Here is a 21,146-nt window from a genome sequence, read left to right as displayed (position 1 = left end):
TTACCGGCCTGCCCGGGTATAGTCAGGCCTTATCGAAGTGTACTCTGCACCGTCCGTGCGGGACAGCCGAATGAGGAACAACCAGTATGACGCAGAGCAGCAGATCGGTGACCCTGGTTCTGGGCGGCGCACGTTCGGGCAAGAGCCGGTATGCAGAGACTATCTGCCGACAGAACGGGCGCGCATTGATCTATGTCGCGACGGCCGAGGCGCATGATGACGAGATGAAGGCCCGTATTGCCAAACATCGCGCGGACCGTGCGGCGGACGGCTGGCGGACTATTGAGGAGCCGAAGGATCTTGCGGCCATCTTAAAAGGCGAGGCGGCGCCGGGACGGGTTCTTCTCGTCGATTGCCTGACGCTGTGGCTGACGAACCATCTTCTTGCCGATGCAGATGTGGATGCGGAGATCGAGCGCCTTTGTGTCGCCGTCAGTGCGTCATCCGCCGATCTGGTGCTGGTTGCCAATGAAGTCGGGTTCGGCATCGTTCCCGAGAACAAACTGGCGCGTGTCTTCCGCGACCATGCGGGGCGGCTCAATCAGCGCATTGCGGAGATCGCGGATCGGGTGACCCTGGTCGTTGCCGGGCTGCCTGTTCAGGTAAAGGAAAGCTGACGGGCGGTCGTTGGTCCAAAGGGCGGCCGCCTCAGAAGAAAGTCCATTCGCCGGACAGCCCGCGTACGCGCAGGACCGAAACCAGATAAATAGCAGCCAAAACGGCGATCACGGCGACCGCTGAAAAATCCAGCGCACCCTGCGTGACAGCTTTGTAAGCCAGCCATGCCATGAGACACGGTACAGCAAGCCACGTTGTGGTTCTGACCCAGAGAAGGCTTGCCTTTATAGCGTGCCGTCTGCGTGTGAAATAGCGCCGTCTCATCAGCGTACCTTTCAAACGTAAATGAAGAGACGATTTAACTAATTAAACGATATGTATTTACTTATTGTAAATTAAAATCGGAAGGCACATAATCGTATGTGGTGAGTCCCTTAGCCGATTCTCCTTGTGAGAACTCACTTGAATCGAAACGGCCCGGTCGTCATGACCGGGCCGCTTTTTTGTCTTGTGAGCGCTGAACTCGGGCCCGGGCCATTGATTCCGCCACCGTTGGAATTCTCTGGAATTCTCTGGAAATGGCGCCAGAAATGGTGTCAGACGGCGTGAACCTGAAAACCAGCGGGAACAAGTGGATATGATCGAGGCTGCATTGCAGAGCACGGCTGGCATTCTCTGTCTTGCGCTGGTGTTTGACGCAGTGATCGGCGACCCCCCGGCACTGTGGAACAGGCTGCCGCACCCGGTGGTCCTGTTCGGCAATTTGATCGGCTGGGGCGAACTCCGTTGGAACCGGTCGGAGACAAGCATTGCTGCATGCCGCCGTGGCGGTGTCTTGCTGGTGATTTTGCTGCTTATCGCCGCCGTGCTTACCGGCTGGCTGTTGCATCGCGTGCTGTCCTTTGTCAGCTACGGTTGGTTACTGGAGGCTGTGGTTGCTTCGGTATTCCTGGCTCAACGCAGCTTGCATGATCATGTGGCGGCGGTGGCGCGTGCCTTCGAGACGGAGGGGTTGCAGGGCGCCCGTCGGGCGGTTTCGATGATCGTCGGGCGCGATCCCGAACAACTGGACGAGGGCGGCGTCAGCCGGGCAGCTATCGAGACGGCGGCGGAGAATTTCTCCGACGGCGTGGTCGCGCCGGCTTTCTGGTATCTGCTTGCCGGTCTGCCGGGTTTGCTGGCCTACAAGGCCTTGAACACCGCCGACAGCATGATCGGCCACAAGAACGAACGCTATCTCATGTTCGGCTGGGCCTCCGCACGGCTGGACGATCTGGCAAACCTCATCCCGGCCCGCTTTTCTGCGATGCTGATATGGGCTGCCGCGTTTGTGGTGCCCGGAGCGGATGCTCGCTCTTCGATCCGGTCTACTCTGCGGGACGCCAGGCAGCATCGCTCGCCCAATGCGGGCTGGCCGGAAGCTGCGATGGCGGGCGCGCTTGGTCTGCGCCTTGCCGGGCCACGCGTTTATGGCGGTAGAATTGTCGAGGACGCCTGGATGGGGGCAGGCGGGGCCGATGCTGATATGAGTGATATCCGCCGGGCACTTACCCTGTTTCGCTTGGCCTGCGGCGCATTGATCCTTGTTACCGGGTTCCTGGCACTGGCCACTTAAACCCGTCTCTAACGATCCGGCTCTACAGATCTGGCCCTCGACAGATTTGACGGGGAGCCGTTCGAATTTATTCGGACCGGCCGGACAGGCTTGTCTCTATGGTCCGGGGTGACTGCATCCCGCCACCCCGAGAAATCGAAGGCAGCAAGAGACGTGTCTGCGCAGCCAACCATCAATCGCCGGGTCTGGAGCCTCGCCTGGCCCGTCGTGCTGTCAAATCTGACGGTGCCGCTCGTCGGTGCGGTGGATACCGCTGTGGTCGGCCATCTGGACGCGGCCTTTTATATCGGCGGCGTGGCGCTCGGCTCTCTGCTGTTCAATTACATCTATTGGGGTTTCGGTTTCCTGCGCATGGGAACGACCGGTTTCGTCGCCCAGGCGAAAGGCGCAGGTGATGGCACGGAGGTTCTGGCCAGCCTCGGCCGGGCTTTGCTGCTGTCGCTGCTGTTCGGCGGGACCTGCCTCGCGCTGACATCCCCGATGGCGGATGTCGCGTTTTCCATCCTCGATGGCAGCGACGAGGTTGAGCAGGCGGCCCGGTCTTATTTCATGATCCGGGTCTGGGCCGCACCGGCGGCCTTGTGCAATTTCTCGATCCTTGGCTGGCTGTTCGGCATGCAGGCCATGCGCGGCGGCCTGATCCAGCAGGTCTTCATCAACTCTGTGAATGTAGCGTTGAACCTCTTATTCGTTCTGGGGCTCGGCTGGGGCATCGAGGGCGTCGCGCTGGCGACAGTGATTGCCCAGTATGCCGGGCTTCTGGTCGGCGCTGTATTGGTCTGGCGGCTGGCGCCGCGCGATGTCCGCCGCCCCCGTATCAGGGAGCTGGCGGCGGTTCGGCGCCTGAAGGCGATGATGGCGGTGAACCGGGATATCTTCATCCGCACGCTGGCGGTGCTGACCGCCTCCGCCTTTTTCATGAACGAAAGCGCGAAGCTCGGAGACACGGTGCTGGCTGCGAATGCGGTGTTTCTGATCTTCAAAAGTGTCGCGGGATACGGTCTGGACGGTTATGCCCACGCCGCCGAGGCTCTGGTGGGCGAGGCGATCGGACGGCGGTCGCGCGTACAGCTGCGCACGGCGGTGATTGCCACCACCAAGGGGGCCGCCGTTCTGGCCGTCTTGATGACCGTGCTGTTCTTCGCCGCAGGCACCCTCTTCATCGACATGATGACCAGCATCCAGGCGGTGCGGGATGTTGCCCGTGACTATCTTCCGTGGGCGGCGGTGATCCCGCTTGTCGCGGTCTGGTCATTCCAGCTCGACGGGATGTTCATCGGGGCCACGCGCGGGGCGGAGATGCGGAACGGCATGCTGATCGCCCTCGCACTCTTCATCGCGGCGGCATATCCGTTGACCAGCCTTCACGGCAACCATGGGCTCTGGGCCGCCTATTGCCTGTTCCTGATGGTCCGGGCCGGGGCCATGGCTCTGTATTATCCACGGCTGGAGCGCGGATTGGCGGGATAGTCCCGGCGGACCGCTCGCGGCCTAGAGTTCGTGCCGGTCGATCACCATCGGCTCGTTCTTGGCATCTTCCACCCAGGCTTTCACGGCAGGGAAATTCCAGACCGCTTCGGCATAGGCTGCTGCCTCGTCCGTAAGCTCGACGCCATAGGTGCGGAACCGTGAGACAACCGGCGCAAACATGGCGTCGGCAATGGAAAAACCTCCGAACAGAAACGGCCCGTCGGCTGGGTCGGTCACACGGCGCCGGTGATTGCGCCAGATTGATGCAATCCGGTTGATGTCTTCCTGCACGCCGGGCGCGCGGCCTTGTCCCGGGAAGCTGGAGCGGATGTTCATCGGCATATTCTGGCGCACGGCGCCGAAGCCGGAATGCATCTCTGCCGAGACCGACCGTGCCCGGGAGCGGGCGATGGGATCAGCGGGCCAAAGACCGGCTTCGGGATGTTTTTCGGCAAGAAACTCACCGATCGAAAGGCTGTCCCAGACCGTCAACTCACCGTCTTTCAGGACCGGGACAAACCCTGACGGCGAGTGCCGCAGGATTTCCTGGCGCGTGTTCGGTGTGTCGAGGGCAATCACTGTCTCCTCGAACGGGATGTCGCAGGCGGTCATCATCAGCCAAGGCCGCATTGACCAGGACGAGTAGTTCTTGTTCCCAATGATGAGGCTATACGGCGCCATGACGGTTTCCTCCGGACTTTGCTGCCGCCATTTGAACCGGCCCGGGGCCGCTGCGCAACCTCTGACATGCCGTCCCGGGGTTTCAATGAAGGCGGCTCTTCTTGAGCGACACTTCCGTGCGGGCTAGAACGGATAGATTGTCTCTCATCAGGAGCTCCCCATGTCGTTTCGTTTCGTTGCCAAAGCAACCCCGAAATCCGTTCCGCTGACGCCTGTCAGCGCCTCCACCCTTCCGGAATGGCTGAAAGGATCGGATGCACGGATCGCGCGGTGGGTCGGCGAATCGGACTTCTCGGCAGCGCCCGGTGCGACCTGTTTCCTGCCGGATGCGGATGGCGGACTCGAGCGGGTGCTTTTCGGTGTCGAGGATCAAGGCAAACCGGGTAGCGGCCTCTGGGCTTTGGCTCCATTGCCCGCTGTCTTGCCGAAGGGATGCTACTATCTCGACGCGAAACTGACGGCTGAGGAAGCGACCAGCGCCGCGACGGGGTGGGCACTGGCCCATTATCAATTCGACAAATTCAAGATAAAGACTGTCTTCAACGCAGATCTGGTCTGGCCCGCAGGTGCTGATCAGGACGAAGTGCGCCGCCTTGCCGAGGCAACCGGTCTTGCCCGTGATCTGATCAACCGGCCGGCCAACGACCTCGGTCCGGAAGAGCTTGCAGACGCGGCGGCCGCGCTCGCCAAATCCTACAATGCGAAGATCGAGACCATCGAGGGCAAGGCACTCCTGGCCGAGAACTTCCCGATGATCCATGCCGTTGGCCGTGCCGCTGACCGGGCGCCGCGGCTGATCGATATCCGCTGGGGCAAAAAGAGCCACCCGAAAGTGACGATTGTCGGCAAGGGCGTGATCTTCGACAGCGGTGGTCTTGATCTGAAGCCGGCCTCTGGCATGCTGACGATGAAGAAGGATATGGGCGGGTCTGCCCATGCACTTGGGCTCGCCAAACTGGTCATGGATGCGGGCTTGCCGGTGCGGCTCCGGGTGCTGGTCCCGGCGGTGGAGAACGCGATCTCCGGCAATGCTTTCCGGCCCATGGATATCCTGCCGTCGCGCAAGGGGCTGACCGTTGAGGTTGGCAACACCGACGCCGAAGGCCGACTGGTGCTGGCCGATGCTCTGACTGAAGCGGACAGCGAACAGCCGGAGATGATCCTCGATTTTGCTACCCTGACCGGCGCCGCCAGGGTTGCTCTGGGCACCGACCTGCCCGCGCTGTTCTGTAATGACGACGCCCTCGCCGCCGATTTGCTTGACGGCGGGTTGGAAATGCGGGATGCGCTGTGGCGGCTGCCGCTGCACAAGCCCTACAGGGACATGCTGAAATCGCCGAACGCCGATCTTTCCAGTACCGGATCGGGTGGTTATGGCGGTGCGATCACGGCGGCGCTCTTCCTGGAGCACTTCATTTCGCCGGAGACACGATGGGCGCATGTCGACGTGATGGCCTGGAATCTCAAAGCGCGGCCCGGGCGTCCCGAGGGCGGTGAAGCCATGGGTATGCGGGCTTTTTACAAAATGTTGCGTAAACGTTATGGTTAACAGTCGGTAAATAGGACTGGCTGATAGTAAATAAGCGTTTTGCGAACGATCTGTTATTGCGCCCTGCGGTTGCTGCCTGTATTGTCAAATCGAATTCGTAACAAACAGGGTTCTGACGGTAGCAAATATGCCCGTGGATTCGATACAAGCCCTTGGAATTTGGCGCAAAGCCTTGGTCGAGAGCGTCCGGCGCGATACGCCGGACCTGACGGCACGGCAATTGGCTGTGTTGCTGACCGTCTATATCGACAACCCGCCCCACACGGTGCGGGGGCTTGCCGCTGCCCTGAACGTTTCGAAACCGGCCATTACCCGGGCGCTTGATCGTCTCGGCGAGTATGGTTTTGTGCGCCGCCGTCCGGACGAGGCGGACCGGCGCAGCGTGCTGGTGCAGCGGACAGTGAAAGGCTCGGTCTTCCTGACCGAGTTCGGCGATCTTGTCGTCGGCGCGTCACGCGGCAGCCGGTTCGAGGCAGACGCGGCCGACTGACGCCGGCCGCCTATCCTGGCATCACTCTCAGTACTGAACTTTCGGATCGACCAGATTGTCCGGCGCTTCGCCGCTGAACACTTTCCTGATCGCATCGGCGACCTGGTCTCCGGCACTGACCGGATTGGTCTGGGCCGAGACATGCGGCCAGAGATCGACCTTCGGATGCTCCCAGAACGGGCTGTCCTGCGGCAGCGGTTCGGTGCGGAACACATCAAGCGCCGCATGGGCGATATGCCCGCTATCCAGTGCCGCAAGCATATCCTCTTCGACCACATGACCGCCCCGGCCTGAATTGATCACGAAAGCACCCTTGGGCAGCGCCGCGAGGGTCTTCGCATTGATCACGCCCTCGGTCGCCTTGGTCAGCGGCAGCAGGCAGCAGAGGATCTCGGTCCGGCCCAGGAAGTCCATCAACTGGTCTTCGCCATAGTAGCTCTTCACGCCGTCGATCTGTTTTTCCGTGCGGCTCCAGCCAGCGGTATCGAACCCGAGCGCGGCGATCTTCGAGGCCGCGTCCGCCCCGAGCGCGCCGAGCCCGAGAATGCCGACCTTGCGGCTCGCCGTATCCGGGGCGGGCAGGGCGGTCCAGGTCTTGCTCTTCCGCAGCTCTTCATATTCCGGCGCCTGCCGGTGGTAGCGCAGCACATGCAGCAACACCCACTCGCTCATCGCCTGGGACATCCAGGGATCGACCAGCCGCATGATCTGGGCGCCTTCCGGCAAGCCGGGATCGGCGAAGATATGATCCACACCCTGGCCGAGCGAACAGATGCATTTCACATTCGGCATGCCGTCCAGCGTGCCCGGAGGCATCTTCCAGGCGAGCACGAACTCGATATCCTCCGGATTACCGACGTCAGGCCAGGCCCGGAAGTCGAGGCCGGGAATCCTCTGCTTCAGCATTTCTTCCCAGGCAGGCGCTGAATCGCTCGTGGACCGGAATAAAACGGCGGGCATGGAAGTCTCCGGAAATCTGTTCATCAAGGCGGGGATTCGGTCCTAGCACGGAGCGGGACCGGAGCAAAGGCGGACGGGGGTGAGAGGCGCGGTTTCACCTCTCCCCAATCGTCATCCCGGACGGAGAGCCGGGACCCATGCGATGTCGGGCTGTCCTTTATGAAGGACCTAGTCCCGGCTTTCCGACCGGACTAGGCATCAAATTTACCTGGTAGATTGATTACCAATCGGCATCCACCGGAACACCCAAGCGAATTCTCATAGCGCTTTTGGAAACCTCAAATAGGTCCGCAAGCATAGAGACATCGTTGCCATGGGTTTCCACGTACTTATTCAAAATTCGCCATGGCATCAGAATATCTGCCGCTAGAGCATTGGCTTGCGTCTCTGCACGATTGGATAAACCGCTGCGATAGAGCGCATCGTCAAAAACGCCGTCACCGATTTTGTCTTCATGCAAGACGTAATGGGCTATTTCGTGTGCGATCGTAAAGCGACGACGGTTCTTATGGTGATTCTTGTTCACAAAGATTGCAAAACCGCTATCCCCGCCCCGCTGCTGATCCTTTTGGATTTTGCCGGAGATGTTATCTGGCCAAGGCGTATTATAGACTTTGATCCCAAGGTCGTTCGCAAGAGGGACGACCTGAATCGGCACGCTGGCGTTATCAATGTAGTTGTTAACGACCTTAAGCTTTTGCGTCACGGTTTTCATCGTCAGGGTCCTCGGTTACTTCCTCGGCAGCATCAAGTATGGCGTCCTCGCTTTGCCTGGAGAGGTGAATGCTCGGGGTTTGGCTTTCTCTAGATGCAGCTAATTTGGTTACCTCACCAAACATTGCGCCCGCCTTTTCCTCAATCACCTGACGGGCCTCGCGTTGTGCCGCAGCAATAGCCGCCTCTCGGATCATCCAAAAGCCAAAAAATGCTCCAGCGCCTAAGATAATCGCCAATACGGCTAACACTACTTCGATTGCTGTCAGCGAAACCGCAAGCACATCCGCGTTCGGTTTGCCGTCAGTTACCTGAAAATTCCAAGACAGGGCAATCAGCACAAAGCCAAGGAACAAGAAAATAGCTTGGACAATCAACCAAACACGATGGCGCTGAAGCGCCATTTCAAGGTCGTTGCCACCCCACGCCATCTCCGTGCCCCTCGTTACGAATCAGTATTCTAACACCTATGGGCTTGGTTACATATGGTGTTACAGCTACTCTTTTACCACATGCATTGTGCGAAAACTGATTGCAGCCGAACATTGGATCAGAAAAGCGGCACTTCAATCTCCCTGTGGCAGCTTGTTGCGAATGTTCGCTTCTTTTGTAGGTACACCCATAGCCGCAAGCTTGTCAGTGAGCCGGAGCCGATAGATCATCGAACGCAGTCCGTCATACCGAGATCCCGGATCAGGTCCTGGATGACGATTTTGGGGTGGGGTGGCCCCAATCTGTGGCGGACGTCATCATCTGTCATGTCAGACACTCCGAACGAAGACGACGAACCGAAAATGATCGAACAAGGACAGCGAAAAGGACCAACCTAGTATATGGTGAACTTCGGATTTCTGCATTAATCGCCGCACTCAAATGCGGCGTCTGCGACCGGGCAGTAACTAAGTGGATATACCTGTTTTGACATGTCCTGAGCGCGGCAGAATCAATCCTTCTTCCACTTTCGGTGACTCCTCGCAGCCTGTAGACATTCTGCGAAGGTATTCAGAACCCATTCACGGGTAGGGGTTTTCTCGGGCGCCCCTTCGTAGTGGAACAAGTTTTTTTGCTCTACGGAGGCGACAACTTCTAAAAGTTTGAAGGCGATATGTTCTTGAGTATTCTCGCCGACGTGCAAATGCGTTGTGTCTGACATGGATACCTCTCCTTTATGAAGTTTCCAGCCTCACTTAATCTTTTTTATAAGTCGAGTCCTTAAGGTCGAAGTTCGTGTTTAAAAACTCTACCTTTCGGCGAAGATTTTTTCGGCTTAGGTAACCGCCTGAATTGCGCTCAAGCAGTGGCCCGCCGATGAGTCATCACGCTTTCACCAATCCAAGACCGTCATCCCGGCTCTCCGGTCGGGATGACGATGGGGGGAGTGTCAGGCGAAACCTCAGCTGTTCAGGATCTTCAGGGCGGCTTCGTGGACCCGTTTGTCACCTGCGGCGCAGATCCGGTTGGTGGAGCCCGGCGCGGGGCGGTTGCCTTCCCAGTCGGTGATGATGCCGCCTGCGGCCTCGATCACCGGGACCACGGCGAGGAAATCGTAATCCTGCAGGCCGGCCTCGACGCAGAGATCGACATGGCCGCCCGCGAGGGTCGCGAAATTGTGGCAGTCGCCGCCATAGACCTGATAGCGGGTATCGGCGCAGAGCTTGGCGTAGATCTCTTCAGTGCCCTCGAACATGGCTGGCGAGGATGGCGTCGGAGAGTTGCGTGCATGCCCGGCGATCTCTGGGAAAGCGATCCCGCGCGACGGTTCGACAGGTTTGTCGAAATTCAGTTATGGGACGATCAGCCAGTACAAGAGCATCTCGGCAAGTATAGAGCTACTTCAGGTTAAGCCTCATTGTATCAACCCATCGTCCTTCGTCACCCCGGCGGAGGCCGGGGCCCAGCTATCATAGAGCGCTGCCCGCCATCCCTGGGTCCCGTCCTTCGACGGGATGACGATTTTTGGGGATGGGGTGGTCCCGGTCTGCGCCGGGGGCGTTCTTCTAGGCGCAGAGCTGCTCTTCATGTTCCTTGGCGCGTTGCCGGAGCATCGGTCCGATATGGGTGTCGCCACGCGCAACAGCAAGATTTGCCTGCCGGACCGTTTCCGCCTCAAGAGCAACGGAAGGGGCGAGTTTGCCATTGCAGGCCAGCCATTGCGCAACGGCGGACCATTCCCAAAGCGGGCTGTCCGAGGTGATTCTGGCCACCGGCGGCGGAAAGGCCTGGCCGCGCTGCCCTCTGTAATAGTTGGAAACGGCGGCGCGGGTCATGGCCGCGCGTTTGGCGATGTCGGACAGACTGACGAGAGGGTCCGGTTCAAGCCGATCGATATGCGCTCCGGTCGAGGTGACATTCTCGAGGGCCGAGGCAAGTGCATCTTCGAATGTCTCCGCCTCCCGTGCGAAGTCGATAATGATGTGCCCCTTTTGAAACGACACCAGCGCGTCGTCGCATCCGCCGTCATAGAACCGGGCCTCGAAGTCCTTCGCGCGCGGGTCCAGCCCGGATGCGATAACGCTGAATTCAAACGTCTTCATCGTCGGCCTCCCCGTGTCTGTGCGGACAGCGCGCCACTGCTCGCAGGATCTGCCTGGCGTGGTTCCCGGAATTTCTGGGCGTACTGTTTATGCCGACCTGGCATCCGTCACGGTCATGGTGCGGGCAGTACAGCCGTCCCCAATGGCCCTGAGATCGCCAGGTCCATCCTTCTGATTCGGCTTGCTGAACCGCAGCCTCGACCTCCTTGCTCGGGTGGCGAGGCCTATCCATTGCATGTGCCAAATATGGATTGTGTGTTGACATATGTCAACGAAATGGATGGTTTTACGTCAACGAGCATTCAATCGATCTCCCGGGAACGGGCTGCCCTGCAATACATGGGCGGATCAGTCGATTAAATCTGGCCCGCCTCGTACAGGCCGGCGGGCCATTTCTTTGAGACGGTCTCTGGAGAGGTGCTATCCGGGTTGCGCCTAGACAGCAATCCGCTGACAGGTCAAGGCGCTCTCATCATCCCTGAAACGTCATCCCGTCGAAGGACGGGATCCAGGGATCATAGGGCTCAGCCCGTCATGATGAGGTCCCGGATCGGGTCCGGGAAAACAGAAACGGGGGCGGCGCTCAGCCGTTCAGGATCTTCAGGGCGGCTTCGTGGACGCGTTTGTCGCCCGCCGCGCAGACACGGTTGGTGGAGCCCGGCGCGGGGCGGTTGCCTTCCCAGTCGGTGACGATGCCGCCTGCGGCTTCGATCACCGGAACAACTGCGAGGAAGTCGTAATCCTGCAGGCCGGCCTCGACGCAGAGATCGACATGGCCGCCGGCCAGGGTCGCGAAATTGTGGCAGTCGCCGCCATAGACCTGATAGCGCGTCTCGGTGCAGAGCTTGGCATAGATCTCCTCGGTGCCCTCGAACATGCTGGGCGAGGTCGCGGCGAGGATGGCGTCGGAGAGCTGCGCACAGGCGCGGACCTCGACCGGGGAGCCGTTCATGCGGGCCATGTAATCCCGGCCGCCGATCCAGCGCTCGTCCAGCACCGGCATGTCGATCACGCCGAGGACCGGTTTGCCGTTTTCGACCAGGCCGATCAGGGTGCCGAAGCGGGGGCTGCCGGTAATGAAGGCCTTGGTGCCGTCGATCGGGTCGAGCGACCAGACGAATTCCGCATCCTCGCGGACCTTGCCATATTCCTCGCCGGCGATGCCGTGCTCCGGGAACCGCTCCTCGATCAGCGCGCGCATGGCGCGCTCCGCGCCACGATCGGCGGCGGTCACGGGGCTCTCGTCGGCCTTGGCATCAACGGTGACGCCGAAATTGTGATAGCGCCGGATCACGCCCCGGGCGGCATCCGCGAGAGAGGCGGCGAAGCTGGCAAGCTCTGAGGTGGAGGGCCGGGTCACGTCTTATCTCCCAAAATGAAAAAGCCGGGCCGCAAAAGGGCCCGGCTCAATCCAGAATTCTAATCGGCGATCAGCCGCCGGAAGCGGCTTTGAACGCATCGTTCGCAGCCTGGATTTCCTCGGCCGACGGCAGCGGTGCCGGGGTGTCTGCAAGTGAGTGCAGATAAGCAACGAGGTCCGCGCGCTGGGAAGCCTTCTTGATACCGGCGAAGTTCATCTTCGTGCCCGGTGCGTAATCCTTCGGCTTCTTCAGGAAGTGGTTCAGCGATGTGTAGGTCCAGTTATCGTTTTCACCGGATGTCAGGAGCGCATCGGAATAGGCGAAGCCGTCAATATGGCCTTTTTTGGCCATGACGACATTCCACAGATTGGGGCCAACCTTGTTGGGGCCGCCATTGTCGAAGCTGTGGCAGGCCGCACACTTCTTCGCGATCTTTTGCCCGCTGGCCACATCGGCACTGGCGAGAAGACCGAGGATCGGCTCGATCGGGGCGGGCCCGGTCGGCGCGGCGGCCGTTGCGGCGCCTTCGGTGACTTCCACCATGTAGGCATTGGTTTCGAGCTGTTCGGGGTGCACCAGCACGCCGGCGAATTTTCCAACGCCCATCAGCAGAAGTCCGCCACACAAAACGCCAGCGGCCAGCTTGTTGAATTCAAGAGAAGATGACATGCCGAACCTCGTTCCGCCTTTGATTCCTGCCGCACCGGTTACCGAAAAGGCTCCGTGCAGCCCAGCTATCTCACATCTGGACCATTTCGCCAAATTCGGAAGGCGACAGTCCTTTGACAGTTTCCTATAAGGTTCCGCCCTCTAAGACGCAAGTCCGGACATGATCAAGTGTGTCGGCAGAACCGCTTGGCCACGCGACATTTCGCCGCAATAAATGGCAAATTGAGGTACCTGACCGGGACTGGAAAGAAGAAGAGCGAGATCGATATGGCCGCGAACGAGACGACCCCGAACGCGACACCCCCGAACAGGGCACCCGCAAACCCGATCGTCCTGATCCCCGCCCGAATGAAATCGGAGCGTCTGCCCGACAAGCCGCTCGCCCTCATCGACGGCCTGCCGATGATCGTGCATGTGGTGCGCCGGGCGGAGGAGGCTGATCTCGGCCGGGTCGCCGTCGCCTGCGCCGAGCAGGAAATCGCGGATGCGGTGCGCGATCATGGCGGGGAAGCGGTGCTGACCGATCCCGGCCACCCCTCCGGCTCCGACCGGATCTGGGAGGCGTTGTGTAAACTCGATGCCAACGGCCGCCACGATGCCATCGTCAACATCCAGGGCGATCTTCCGGTGCTCGACCCGGCGGTGCCGCGCGCTGCGCTGGCCATGCTGGACCGGGCGGAAGTCGATATCGGCGCGCCTGCGGCACCGATCGTGGATGAGGACGACATCACCAATCCGAGCGTGACCAAACCGGTTGTGGCCTGGGAGGCGGATGGCAGCCGGGGCCGGGCACTCTATTTCAGTCGCGCCACGGTGCCGCATGGTCCGGGCCCGCTGTTTCACTTCATCGGGCTCTATGCCTATCGCCGGGCTGCGCTGGAGCGCTTCGTGACGCTGCCGCCGTCGGCGCTGGAGCTGCGCGAGAAGCTGGAGCAGCTCCGGCCGCTGGAAGCGGGTATGCGGATCGACGTGGCCCGCGTTGACACGGTTCCGCTCGGTGTCGATACTCCGGCGGACTTGGAAAAAGCCCGCAGAATTCTTGAAAAATCCTGAACCCGAAAGTTCCCGTCCCGTGTCCGAGCAAAAGCAGAAAATCGCCTTCCAGGGCGAACTAGGCGCCAACTCCCACATGGCCTGTCAGGCCGTCCGCCCCGACCTGGAGCCGTTTCCCTGTTCAAGCTTTGAGGACATGCTGGATGCGGTGAAGAACGGGGACGCGCTCTGCGCCATGGTGCCGGTGGAAAATTCCGTCGCGGGCCGGGTCGCCGACGTCCACCACCTGTTGCCGGGCTCGGGTCTTTATATCATCGGCGAGCATTACCAGCGCATCAACGCCATGCTGCTGGGTGTTCCTGGTGCGAAGGTCGCGGACGTGACGGAGATTCATTCTCACGTCCATGCGCTCGCCCAGTCGCGGTTGCTGATGGCCGAACTTGGTGCCCGCCCGGTGCAGCATCCGGACACGGCAGGCGCCGCCCGTGCCATTGCCGAAAAAGGGGATAAGAGCATCGCCGCGATCGGCCCGAAACTTGCGGCGGAGCTTTACGGTCTCGAAATCCTGCGCGAGGGCGTGGAGGACGCCGAACACAACACCACCCGCTTCCTCGTCATGGCCCGCGAGGGCGTGGTGCCGCCGGCCGGAAACGGCCCGAGCGTGACCACCATCATTTTCCGGGTGCGCAGCGTGCCCGCCGCGCTCTACAAGGCGCTTGGCGGCTTCGCCACCAACGGCATCAACCTGACCAAGCTGGAATCCTATCTTGTCGACGGCCATTTCTCGGCGGCGCAGTTCTATGTTGATGCCGAGGGCCATCCGGAAGACAGATCGCTGAAGCTGGCGCTGGAGGAGCTGCAGTTCTTCTGCCCGGAAGGTGCGGTCAAGATCCTCGGCACATACCCGGCCCACCCGTTCCGTCTGGAACAGGCAAAGAACGGTAATGGCGTCTGAACGCCACCGTTATTATCAACGATCACGCCTATTTAGGATCACATCAGGGAGCACATCATGCCTTACGCCATCATCGCCCGCGACAAACCGGGCGCCCTCGACAAACGCGTGGAACATCGTCCGGCCCATGTCGAATATCTGAAGTCCAAGATGGACCTGATCTTGTGCGGCGGCGCAACCCTCGGCGGCCCGGACGAAGCCATGGACGGCAGTCTCTTGATCCTCGACACCGAGGACCGCGCGGTGGCGGAAGATTTCGCGAAGAACGATCCGTTCGCGCTGAACGGCGTGTTCGAGGCGGTGATTGTGACGCCCTGGCGCAAGACGATCTGGGACAAGGCACTGCAGGGTTAAGGTGCCGCCCCGGATTTTCCTGACGACAGGCTGAGCCCGGCAGGGCTCAGCCTGTCGCTGTCAGTACCATCTGGTTGCCGAATGGGTCCTGACGGGCGTTCTCCATGCCCTCAATGGCGTAAGCGCTGGTTTTTTCGAGCGATTTCGCCATGCCGTTCGGCTCCGAGAAGCGGATCTCGAAACGCCGCATGCGCGCTGTGCCGGCGGGGGCGGGCTCCACATAAAGGCCCTGCCAGATATTGAGCCCGATCCGATGGGGATAGTCTCCTCCAGCACCAAGATCCGCGAAGCCAAAGGACGGCAGGCTCAAATGGGGTATAAAGCCTATTTTCGCATAATACGCCGAGGCAGCCTCCAGATTGCCCACATGCATGTGGACATGGCCGATCCGCGTGCCGGATGCGAGAGGCCGGCTGATATCGTCGTCGGGTAAAGCAGCCAGGACGGCTCCCACATCCAACGTCTCGCTGAATTGCCGCGTGCGGCCCTCGGCGTCGATCAGTTCCACCCCGCCGCGATAGGTGCGGAATTCCCTGACACGCTCCGGCATTTCCAGAGTTATCTCTATCCCCAACCCATCGGGGTCCGAAAGATAAAGTGCCTTTGACATAATGTGGTCGATTGCCGAGGCATAGTGACGCTTCTCGTTGAAGCGGGCGAGGATGCGGGCGAATTCCCCCTCGTCGGGGACATGGATCGCGAGATGATAGAGACCTGCATGACCTTTAACCGCCGGGCTGGTGGCGACCGGGTGCAGGATGACCAGCGTCTCGGTCTCGGTTCCGAGAGCGATGCTCTCGGCCGATGAACGGACACGCATGCCGATCACGTCGCGCCAGAAAGCCACGGACCGATCCGCATCCGTGATTTCGAGCTCAACGGGCCCGAAGCTGAGATGCTCCGTTCTCTTTTGATCTGTCATCATTCACTCCGGGGAGGTGGATGGTGGCGCGGAGGGGCCTGTCTGCGCTGGCCAGAGGCCGGGTCAGGGCTCAGAGGTGCTGCTTCCATTCGCGGCCCCAGATGATGAATCCCGACATGGCAATCATCACGGCGTTGACCCAAAGTATTTCGTACTCACCGCGATAGGCGTGAAGCGAGAAAGCGCAAATCAGCAGCGCGATACAGCCGGCAGCGGCAAAAACGGTGACCCGTGGCCAGATGCGGGTAAGCGTCGGAAGGATCAGCCCCAGGCCGCCCGCGAGATCGACCATACCCACGAACCTGACGAAGACGTGTGATGCGTCGCCGGCCCAAGGCATCATCGCCACCAGCTCGGGCATTGGTGTCGTCAACTTCGTGAACCCGGCGAGCAGGAAAACAGCGCTGAGGAGCACCTGTGCAGCCCAGAGGGCGATGTGAAGCGTGAGACTGCGCTTGGGGAGGGTTTCGTCGATTGTCATTGGGATACATACCTTCACGAAGTGGAGCGAAACGGCCCGGCAGGGGGGCGGGCTCGTTTCGCTTGTGTTGGACCAGAAACTGGTGGTTTTGCGTGAAGTAGTAAATGTGGGATAAATGAGATATACTGTCCCAAAATCAGGATAATCACTGCACCTAACCGCACCGGACCAAGCTGCCATGACTGTCGATGCCATAGAGATCTTCGTCGAAGTCGTTGCTGCCCAGAGCTTCCGGCGCGCCGCTGAACGGCTTGGAATGCCTTCGACAACTGTGAGCGCGAAGCTTGCGCGTCTTGAGGAGCGGTTGGGCGTGACCCTTATCCGGCGAACCACGCGACAGCTTCACGTCACCCCCGCGGGGCAACGATATTACCAGCGCTGTGTCCGCGCGCTCGGTGAATTGGAGGAAGCGGAACGCGAACTTGCGGATCTGTCACAGGAACCGGCGGGACGCCTGAGGCTGACGGTGCCGGCGGATCTCGCGCAGACGGCTGCTCCGCCCGCGATAGAGCGGTTTCTGAAGCTGTATCCGAAAGTATCGGTCGAGCTGATCGTGACAAACCGGAGAGTTGACCTGATTGCCGAAGGTGTTGACCTTGCGATACGGCTCGGACTTCATGACGAGGCTTCTCTCATAGTCCGGAAATTTCTTGAGGGACGCGCTGGTCTATGGGCATCGCCCGGTTACCTGAAGGAAAGAGGGGTGCCGAAAACCGTGGCCGACCTTGCCCGCCATGACATGATCCGGTTCTCGAGTTTGGGGGAGTCCAGTCCGCTGGTGACATCGTCCGGCGAGGTCGCCGAGATCAATTTTTCCGGACGGTTGGCCAGCGACGATCTGCAAAATATCCGCACGCTGATTGCACGCGGAAACGGTATCGGCCTGTTGCCGGACTTTCTGGGCGGCTCCAGTGAGGGTGAGACGCCGCTGGTTCGGGTTCTCCCGGAGCTGTGCAGCGATCCGGTAACGGTCTATTTCGCTTATCCCGCCCAGCGGTTCGTCCCCTTGACCGTCAAGGCTTTCATCGCGTCAGCCACATCCCGCGATGCCGTGTCCCCGCCGTCTGCCAGTGACTGAAGCCCGTCCTCACTCTTTGCCGCAGCATCACCTCGCTGGACGGCATAACGCTGCTGGACGGTGGCGAGCAGCGGGCGGTCCCAACTCCTGATCCGAACCGTCGTCCTGTCGCCGGACGGGGGTGCCAGCCTGTCCCGTCTGTTGAAAGTGGGCGTGGACGGCGGCTTGCCGATCCCTGACACTGACGGCGGTGCCAGCGCCGTTCGGGCGCAGACGAGGGGGAGCGGGGTATGCAGAAACTCAGGATCGCGGTTGCCGGGGCGGGGCTGATCGGCCGGGAGCATTGCACGCTGATCACCAGCCATCCCGGCGCGGTGATCGCGGGCATCGCCGACCCGGCGCCCGAAGCGCAGGCGCTTGCGGAGAGCCTTGGCGTCCCGCATTTCGGCGATCTCGAGACCATGCTGGATGCGGTCCGTCCGGACGGGGCGATCGTCGCCCTGCCGACCGGGCTGCACAAATCCGCGGCGCTGTCCTGTATCGGGCGCGGTATTCCGAGCTTGGTGGAAAAACCGGTCGCGGCCACTCTTGCCGACGCTTTCGAGATGGCCCGGGCGAGCGAGGCTTCCGGTATCCCCATTCTCGTCGGCCACCACCGCCGCCACAGCGCGGACATTCGCGAGGCCCGGCGGGTTGTACAAAGCGGGAAACTGGGCCGGATCGTGACGGTGAACGGCATGGCCTGGGTGGACAAGCCCGACCGCTATTTCGACGTCGCCTGGCGGCGGGAGCCGGGCGGGGGCACGCTGCTGATCAACCTGATCCACGATGTCGACTGCTTGCGCTTTATCCTGGGCGAGATCCGCCGTGTCGGTGCCTTTGTCTCGAACGATGTGCGCGGCCTTGATGTCGAGGACACGGCCAGCGTGTCCTTCGAGTTCGACAGCGGCGTGCTCGGCAGTTTCACCATCAGCGACGCGGTCGCCTCCCCCTATAGCTGGGAGCGCACCTCGGGCCAGGCGCTCTATTTCCCGCACCAGCCGGAAAACTATCTGTTCATCGGAGGTCGCGACGGCGCGCTGGAAGTGCCGACGATGGAATACTGGCACCACGGGCCGGAGGGAGGGGACTGGCAGGCCGACCTCACCCGCGAGACCCTGCCCCTCGACGGCACGCAGACCTACGACAACCAGCTCGCCCATTTCCTGCAGGTGATCGCCGGGAACGAGCCGCCGGTCATCGACGCGGCGGACGCTGCCAGAACGCTCGCCGTGATCCTTGCCGTGAAGCGGGCCGCCGCTGAGGCGCGGACGGTCGATATCGCGGAAATGCTGGAGGGATTGCAGGACAGCGGCGCCCCGTAACGGGTAGACCTCTGGCGCGAGACCCGGTTCCTGACCCGGCATCAAGGGCTGCGCCATCGCCACTCTGCAAATCTGTTCTCTCCAGATCGTCCCCTCCAACATCGTCACCCCGACGAGAGGCCGGGGCCCAGTGATCATGGAGCGGTGCCCGCCATCCCCTGGGTCCCTGCCACCGCCGTCAAGGCGTGCCTCTTTTGATTCCGGCGAGGGAATAAAGAGCGCTTCACAGTATCCGCATGAAAACGTCTGAAGGTTGTAACGATCCGGCGCCTCCACCGCCGGAGATCGCAACCGTCAAGGCCGTCTTGTCCTTGCAAAGGAAAAGGGAACTGGAATGAAGAGGTTTGTTTTGATGGGGGCTGTCGCCTTCATGACGTTCTCCGCTGTCTCGGCAGCCGAGGCGAGGATCAGAGCCTGCAGCAGCAGTCTGCCGAAAGATGTGAGGGAGGCGGTCCGCGACCTTAACTACTGCATGACGAACAACGTTTGCACCGGCCTGAACGCCACCGTCTACAACAACAGCCCGAAACGGCTGCCGTCCATCGGGCATAATCAGTCATATTACGAAGGACGCGTGGGCGAGGACCGCAGCGGCGGCCCCGGAAAGCGCCGGCTTGTCTATCTGGTTCAGGGAACGGCGAAATCATCTGACGCAGTCGTGCTCGAAAGATATTTCACGGCCAATCACTACGAAACCTTCTGCGAAATTCAGTGACGGGTTTGTAAGCCCCGAATGCCCTCCCGCCGCTGTTTCCTCCGGCAACGGCGGGAGGGCGGTCATCATGGGCTGGCGCCTGACCCGCCTATTCAGCCCGCAATCACGGGCCGTTCTCCTCCCCAGACACTACCCCCACCACCGTCATCCCGTCGAAAGACGGGACCCTGGGAGGACGGACACGGCCCTATGATCGCCGGACCCCCGCCTGCGCCCTTGGGTCGTATTCCCATTGCTCGCGGATTTTCCGCCCTCAGCCTCCCATCAGACTTGGTAGGTGTGCCGTTACAGCTTACAGTGGGGAGGCAAATGGCGATCCGCTCCTTTCGGCATCGCGGTCTGCGGCGTCTTTATGAAGAGGATGATGCGCGGGGCGTTCCGGCGGAGATGCGGGGCAAGCTGACGCGGATGCTGACCGTGCTGGATGCGGCGGGCGCGCCGGAGGATATGGGGCTTTATCCCGGCTGGCGGCTGCACCGTTTGAAAGGCTCCATGAAGGGAGCCTGGAGCCTGACGGTTACCGGAAACTGGCGGTTGGTTTTTCGGATGGAAGAGGCGGCGGCAATGGATGTCGACCTGGTCGACTATCACTAGCGGGAGACAATGATGAAGAACCCTGCTCATCCCGGCGAGATCATCCGCGAGGATGTGATCGGCCCGCTGAACCTGACGGTGACAGCGGCGGCTGCGGTGCTGGGCGTGGCGCGCAACACCCTGTCCCATCTCCTGAACGGAAACGCCGCCCTGTCCCCCGAGATGGCGATCCGGATCGAAAAGGCGTTCGGCCCCAAGGCCGAGCATCTGCTGCGCGTGCAACTCGCCTATGACCTCGCCCGGGCGCGGATGCGGGAAGACGAGATCGACGTGCAGCGGTTTCAATCGGCGTCTTAGCGATGTCTTCCACGGAGCGCGGTGTTGTTAAGCCGCGTGTTCTTTAAATTTCACGTCCCGAAATTGACACCACACCCACCACCGTCACCCCGGCGCAGGCCGGGGCCCAGCGATCATTGAGCGGTGCCCGTTATCCATGGATCCCGTCCTCAGGCGGGATGACGGCCGTATCTGGACACGTTAAGATTGCGGCGACAATTAAGTCGGGAGTTCCTTTAACTCAAGAGAGGTGCCCCCTAAATCCGATTGAGAAAACGGCTCAATGCCTGACCTGTCCGAATTTCTGACGCCCCGCCTTCGCCTTCGGCCATTTCGGCCGGAAGATCTTTCGTTCATTCAGAGGTATGCCTTGCGGGAATACTTCTGGAAGTTTCTTCCACTCGAACCGCAAACACCGGAAGGCGTGAAATCTTTCCTGGAGCGTAGATTGGCCGATGTTTGGGGACACGGCAGCTATTGTTGCGCAGTTGAGCTGATCGACGCGTCGCATCTGATCGGAACAGTGCGCGTTGCCGTGACCGATGCCAAACATCGAGGCGGTGACGTTGGCTTTGCGTTGAATGACGAATTCTCAGGAAAGGGCTACATGACCGAGGCTGTGAGCCGAATTCTGCAAATCGGTTTCGAGGAACTCGGGCTTAACCGCATCTGGGCGACTGCCGATGTCTCGAATACGGCTTCGTGGCGGCTCATGGAACGGGTTGGGATGCAGCGTGAAGGCCTGTTGCGTCAGGATAAACTGATGCGCGGCGCGTGGCGCGATAGCTATCTCTATTCAATCTTGAACAGCGATACGTGATCCTGTGATGACGGAGCGCGCACGCGGTAAGAGGAGAGTGACGTACGGCGGTT

26 protein-coding genes are annotated in these 21,146 nt (G+C 60.8%); 14 read left to right on the top strand and 12 right to left on the bottom strand.

Annotation, left to right across the window (positions count from 1 at the left end):
* The first annotated feature begins 86 nt into the window (after window positions 1-86).
* Window positions 87-617, top strand: a complete 531-nt coding sequence (gene cobU / locus ABJ076_RS02020; RefSeq protein ID WP_348186854.1) for a bifunctional adenosylcobinamide kinase/adenosylcobinamide-phosphate guanylyltransferase — start codon at window positions 87-89, stop codon at window positions 615-617.
* Between the two features lie 31 nt (window positions 618-648).
* Here cobU and ABJ076_RS02015 read toward each other — a convergent pair whose 3' ends face one another.
* The gene (locus ABJ076_RS02015; protein WP_348186856.1) at window positions 649-789 is read right to left on the bottom strand and encodes a hypothetical protein; all 141 of its coding nucleotides are present in this window, start codon (window positions 787-789) and stop codon (window positions 649-651) included.
* A 406-nt stretch (window positions 790-1,195) separates the two neighbouring features.
* Between ABJ076_RS02015 and cbiB the strand changes: the two genes are divergently transcribed.
* Window positions 1,196-2,173 carry an adenosylcobinamide-phosphate synthase CbiB gene (gene cbiB, locus ABJ076_RS02010; protein ID WP_348186858.1) on the top strand — a complete coding sequence of 326 codons (978 nt, stop codon included), beginning with the start codon at window positions 1,196-1,198 and terminating at the stop codon, window positions 2,171-2,173.
* 153 nt (window positions 2,174-2,326) lie between these two features.
* Window positions 2,327-3,643, top strand: a complete 1,317-nt coding sequence (locus tag ABJ076_RS02005) for an MATE family efflux transporter (protein WP_348186860.1) — start codon at window positions 2,327-2,329, stop codon at window positions 3,641-3,643.
* A gap of 21 nt (window positions 3,644-3,664) precedes the next feature.
* On the opposite strand, the gene ABJ076_RS02000 is transcribed toward ABJ076_RS02005, so the two are convergent.
* Complete coding sequence (locus tag ABJ076_RS02000; protein WP_348186862.1) at window positions 3,665-4,324, bottom strand: glutathione S-transferase family protein; 660 nt, start codon at window positions 4,322-4,324, stop codon at window positions 3,665-3,667.
* 160 nt (window positions 4,325-4,484) lie between these two features.
* Between ABJ076_RS02000 and ABJ076_RS01995 the strand changes: the two genes are divergently transcribed.
* Window positions 4,485-5,873 carry a leucyl aminopeptidase family protein gene (locus ABJ076_RS01995; RefSeq protein ID WP_348186864.1) on the top strand — a complete coding sequence of 463 codons (1,389 nt, stop codon included), beginning with the start codon at window positions 4,485-4,487 and terminating at the stop codon, window positions 5,871-5,873.
* 127 nt (window positions 5,874-6,000) lie between these two features.
* Entirely contained in the window at window positions 6,001-6,363 is a 363-nt protein-coding gene (locus ABJ076_RS01990) for a MarR family transcriptional regulator (RefSeq protein WP_348186866.1), read from the top strand.
* 27 nt (window positions 6,364-6,390) lie between these two features.
* Here ABJ076_RS01990 and ABJ076_RS01985 read toward each other — a convergent pair whose 3' ends face one another.
* From ABJ076_RS01985 to ABJ076_RS01950, 8 genes are all read right to left on the bottom strand, one after another.
* A complete protein-coding gene (locus ABJ076_RS01985) occupies window positions 6,391-7,323 on the bottom strand; it encodes a glyoxylate/hydroxypyruvate reductase A (protein ID WP_348186868.1) in 933 nt (310 codons plus the stop codon).
* A 220-nt stretch (window positions 7,324-7,543) separates the two neighbouring features.
* Window positions 7,544-8,038, bottom strand: coding sequence for an ImmA/IrrE family metallo-endopeptidase (locus tag ABJ076_RS01980; RefSeq protein ID WP_348186870.1), 495 nt, complete (start codon window positions 8,036-8,038; stop codon window positions 7,544-7,546).
* Entirely contained in the window at window positions 8,013-8,468 is a 456-nt protein-coding gene (locus ABJ076_RS01975; protein ID WP_348186872.1) for a hypothetical protein, read from the bottom strand. Before ABJ076_RS01975 ends, ABJ076_RS01980 begins: the two co-directional genes overlap by 26 nt.
* 512 nt (window positions 8,469-8,980) lie before the next feature.
* Window positions 8,981-9,190 carry a hypothetical protein gene (locus tag ABJ076_RS01970; RefSeq protein ID WP_348186874.1) on the bottom strand — a complete coding sequence of 70 codons (210 nt, stop codon included), beginning with the start codon at window positions 9,188-9,190 and terminating at the stop codon, window positions 8,981-8,983.
* A 240-nt stretch (window positions 9,191-9,430) separates the two neighbouring features.
* Window positions 9,431-9,724 (bottom strand): inositol monophosphatase family protein, encoded by a 294-nt coding sequence (locus ABJ076_RS01965; RefSeq protein WP_348186876.1) that lies wholly within the window; start codon window positions 9,722-9,724, stop codon window positions 9,431-9,433.
* A gap of 310 nt (window positions 9,725-10,034) precedes the next feature.
* Entirely contained in the window at window positions 10,035-10,571 is a 537-nt protein-coding gene (locus ABJ076_RS01960; RefSeq protein ID WP_348186878.1) for a hypothetical protein, read from the bottom strand.
* A gap of 583 nt (window positions 10,572-11,154) precedes the next feature.
* Window positions 11,155-11,931, bottom strand: a complete 777-nt coding sequence (hisN, locus tag ABJ076_RS01955) for a histidinol-phosphatase (protein WP_348186880.1) — start codon at window positions 11,929-11,931, stop codon at window positions 11,155-11,157.
* 70 nt (window positions 11,932-12,001) lie between these two features.
* On the bottom strand, window positions 12,002-12,601 hold the full coding sequence (locus ABJ076_RS01950) for a cytochrome c family protein (RefSeq protein WP_348186882.1): 600 nt from the start codon (window positions 12,599-12,601) through the stop codon (window positions 12,002-12,004).
* Window positions 12,602-12,868: 267 nt separating this feature from the next.
* Here ABJ076_RS01950 and ABJ076_RS01945 point away from each other — a divergent pair, with 267 nt between their 5' ends.
* The 3 genes from ABJ076_RS01945 to ABJ076_RS01935 are packed head-to-tail and all read left to right on the top strand — an operon-like array spanning window position 12,869 to window position 14,903.
* Window positions 12,869-13,654 carry a 3-deoxy-manno-octulosonate cytidylyltransferase gene (locus tag ABJ076_RS01945; protein ID WP_348186984.1) on the top strand — a complete coding sequence of 262 codons (786 nt, stop codon included), beginning with the start codon at window positions 12,869-12,871 and terminating at the stop codon, window positions 13,652-13,654.
* 19 nt (window positions 13,655-13,673) lie between these two features.
* Window positions 13,674-14,549, top strand: a complete 876-nt coding sequence (locus ABJ076_RS01940; protein WP_348186884.1) for a prephenate dehydratase — start codon at window positions 13,674-13,676, stop codon at window positions 14,547-14,549.
* A gap of 57 nt (window positions 14,550-14,606) precedes the next feature.
* Window positions 14,607-14,903 (top strand): YciI family protein, encoded by a 297-nt coding sequence (locus tag ABJ076_RS01935; protein ID WP_348186886.1) that lies wholly within the window; start codon window positions 14,607-14,609, stop codon window positions 14,901-14,903.
* Window positions 14,904-14,949: 46 nt separating this feature from the next.
* Here the strand turns inward: ABJ076_RS01935 and ABJ076_RS01930 are convergent, their stop codons facing one another.
* Both ABJ076_RS01930 and ABJ076_RS01925 read right to left on the bottom strand, forming a co-directional pair.
* On the bottom strand, window positions 14,950-15,825 hold the full coding sequence (locus ABJ076_RS01930; RefSeq protein ID WP_348186888.1) for a VOC family protein: 876 nt from the start codon (window positions 15,823-15,825) through the stop codon (window positions 14,950-14,952).
* Window positions 15,826-15,895: 70 nt separating this feature from the next.
* Window positions 15,896-16,306 carry a DoxX family protein gene (locus ABJ076_RS01925; RefSeq protein WP_348186890.1) on the bottom strand — a complete coding sequence of 137 codons (411 nt, stop codon included), beginning with the start codon at window positions 16,304-16,306 and terminating at the stop codon, window positions 15,896-15,898.
* Between the two features lie 178 nt (window positions 16,307-16,484).
* On the opposite strand from ABJ076_RS01925, the gene ABJ076_RS01920 reads away from it, so the two are divergent.
* The 6 genes from ABJ076_RS01920 (at window position 16,485) to ABJ076_RS01895 (ending at window position 21,093) form a co-directional block, all read left to right on the top strand.
* Window positions 16,485-17,384, top strand: a complete 900-nt coding sequence (locus ABJ076_RS01920) for a LysR family transcriptional regulator (RefSeq protein WP_348186892.1) — start codon at window positions 16,485-16,487, stop codon at window positions 17,382-17,384.
* A 230-nt stretch (window positions 17,385-17,614) separates the two neighbouring features.
* Entirely contained in the window at window positions 17,615-18,688 is a 1,074-nt protein-coding gene (locus ABJ076_RS01915) for a Gfo/Idh/MocA family oxidoreductase (protein ID WP_348186894.1), read from the top strand.
* 334 nt (window positions 18,689-19,022) lie between these two features.
* Window positions 19,023-19,403, top strand: a complete 381-nt coding sequence (locus ABJ076_RS01910; protein WP_348186896.1) for a ribonuclease domain-containing protein — start codon at window positions 19,023-19,025, stop codon at window positions 19,401-19,403.
* Between the two features lie 309 nt (window positions 19,404-19,712).
* Window positions 19,713-19,997 carry a type II toxin-antitoxin system RelE/ParE family toxin gene (locus ABJ076_RS01905; protein ID WP_348186898.1) on the top strand — a complete coding sequence of 95 codons (285 nt, stop codon included), beginning with the start codon at window positions 19,713-19,715 and terminating at the stop codon, window positions 19,995-19,997.
* Between the two features lie 12 nt (window positions 19,998-20,009).
* Window positions 20,010-20,294, top strand: a complete 285-nt coding sequence (locus tag ABJ076_RS01900; RefSeq protein ID WP_348198629.1) for a HigA family addiction module antitoxin — start codon at window positions 20,010-20,012, stop codon at window positions 20,292-20,294.
* A 262-nt stretch (window positions 20,295-20,556) separates the two neighbouring features.
* Window positions 20,557-21,093: a GNAT family protein gene (locus ABJ076_RS01895; RefSeq protein WP_348186902.1), complete on the top strand. Its 537-nt coding sequence runs from the start codon at window positions 20,557-20,559 to the stop codon at window positions 21,091-21,093.
* The last annotated feature ends 53 nt before the right edge of the window (window positions 21,094-21,146 follow it).

Source organism: Nisaea sp. (genome assembly GCF_039990255.1).
Taxonomy (GTDB): domain Bacteria; phylum Pseudomonadota; class Alphaproteobacteria; order Thalassobaculales; family Thalassobaculaceae; genus Nisaea.
This window is presented reverse-complemented; position numbering and strand designations above follow the sequence as displayed.

Excerpts from the sequence above, each read along its gene's own strand:
- cobU (WP_348186854.1), top strand. The coding sequence starts at position 87 with ATGACGCAGAGCAGCAGATCGGTGACCCTGGTTCTGGGCGGCGCACGT.
- ABJ076_RS02015 (WP_348186856.1), bottom strand. The coding sequence starts at position 789 with ATGGCATGGCTGGCTTACAAAGCTGTCACGCAGGGTGCGCTGGATTTT.
- cbiB (WP_348186858.1), top strand. The coding sequence starts at position 1,196 with ATGATCGAGGCTGCATTGCAGAGCACGGCTGGCATTCTCTGTCTTGCG.
- ABJ076_RS02000 (WP_348186862.1), bottom strand. The coding sequence starts at position 4,324 with ATGGCGCCGTATAGCCTCATCATTGGGAACAAGAACTACTCGTCCTGG.
- ABJ076_RS01995 (WP_348186864.1), top strand. The coding sequence starts at position 4,485 with ATGTCGTTTCGTTTCGTTGCCAAAGCAACCCCGAAATCCGTTCCGCTG.
- ABJ076_RS01990 (WP_348186866.1), top strand. The coding sequence starts at position 6,001 with ATGCCCGTGGATTCGATACAAGCCCTTGGAATTTGGCGCAAAGCCTTG.
- ABJ076_RS01985 (WP_348186868.1), bottom strand. The coding sequence starts at position 7,323 with ATGCCCGCCGTTTTATTCCGGTCCACGAGCGATTCAGCGCCTGCCTGG.
- ABJ076_RS01980 (WP_348186870.1), bottom strand. The coding sequence starts at position 8,038 with ATGAAAACCGTGACGCAAAAGCTTAAGGTCGTTAACAACTACATTGAT.
- ABJ076_RS01975 (WP_348186872.1), bottom strand. The coding sequence starts at position 8,468 with ATGGCGTGGGGTGGCAACGACCTTGAAATGGCGCTTCAGCGCCATCGT.
- ABJ076_RS01970 (WP_348186874.1), bottom strand. The coding sequence starts at position 9,190 with ATGTCAGACACAACGCATTTGCACGTCGGCGAGAATACTCAAGAACAT.
- ABJ076_RS01965 (WP_348186876.1), bottom strand. The coding sequence starts at position 9,724 with ATGTTCGAGGGCACTGAAGAGATCTACGCCAAGCTCTGCGCCGATACC.
- ABJ076_RS01960 (WP_348186878.1), bottom strand. The coding sequence starts at position 10,571 with ATGAAGACGTTTGAATTCAGCGTTATCGCATCCGGGCTGGACCCGCGC.
- ABJ076_RS01950 (WP_348186882.1), bottom strand. The coding sequence starts at position 12,601 with ATGTCATCTTCTCTTGAATTCAACAAGCTGGCCGCTGGCGTTTTGTGT.
- ABJ076_RS01945 (WP_348186984.1), top strand. The coding sequence starts at position 12,869 with ATGGCCGCGAACGAGACGACCCCGAACGCGACACCCCCGAACAGGGCA.
- ABJ076_RS01935 (WP_348186886.1), top strand. The coding sequence starts at position 14,607 with ATGCCTTACGCCATCATCGCCCGCGACAAACCGGGCGCCCTCGACAAA.
- ABJ076_RS01930 (WP_348186888.1), bottom strand. The coding sequence starts at position 15,825 with ATGACAGATCAAAAGAGAACGGAGCATCTCAGCTTCGGGCCCGTTGAG.
- ABJ076_RS01925 (WP_348186890.1), bottom strand. The coding sequence starts at position 16,306 with ATGACAATCGACGAAACCCTCCCCAAGCGCAGTCTCACGCTTCACATC.
- ABJ076_RS01920 (WP_348186892.1), top strand. The coding sequence starts at position 16,485 with ATGACTGTCGATGCCATAGAGATCTTCGTCGAAGTCGTTGCTGCCCAG.
- ABJ076_RS01915 (WP_348186894.1), top strand. The coding sequence starts at position 17,615 with ATGCAGAAACTCAGGATCGCGGTTGCCGGGGCGGGGCTGATCGGCCGG.
- ABJ076_RS01910 (WP_348186896.1), top strand. The coding sequence starts at position 19,023 with ATGAAGAGGTTTGTTTTGATGGGGGCTGTCGCCTTCATGACGTTCTCC.
- ABJ076_RS01905 (WP_348186898.1), top strand. The coding sequence starts at position 19,713 with ATGGCGATCCGCTCCTTTCGGCATCGCGGTCTGCGGCGTCTTTATGAA.
- ABJ076_RS01900 (WP_348198629.1), top strand. The coding sequence starts at position 20,010 with ATGAAGAACCCTGCTCATCCCGGCGAGATCATCCGCGAGGATGTGATC.
- ABJ076_RS01895 (WP_348186902.1), top strand. The coding sequence starts at position 20,557 with ATGCCTGACCTGTCCGAATTTCTGACGCCCCGCCTTCGCCTTCGGCCA.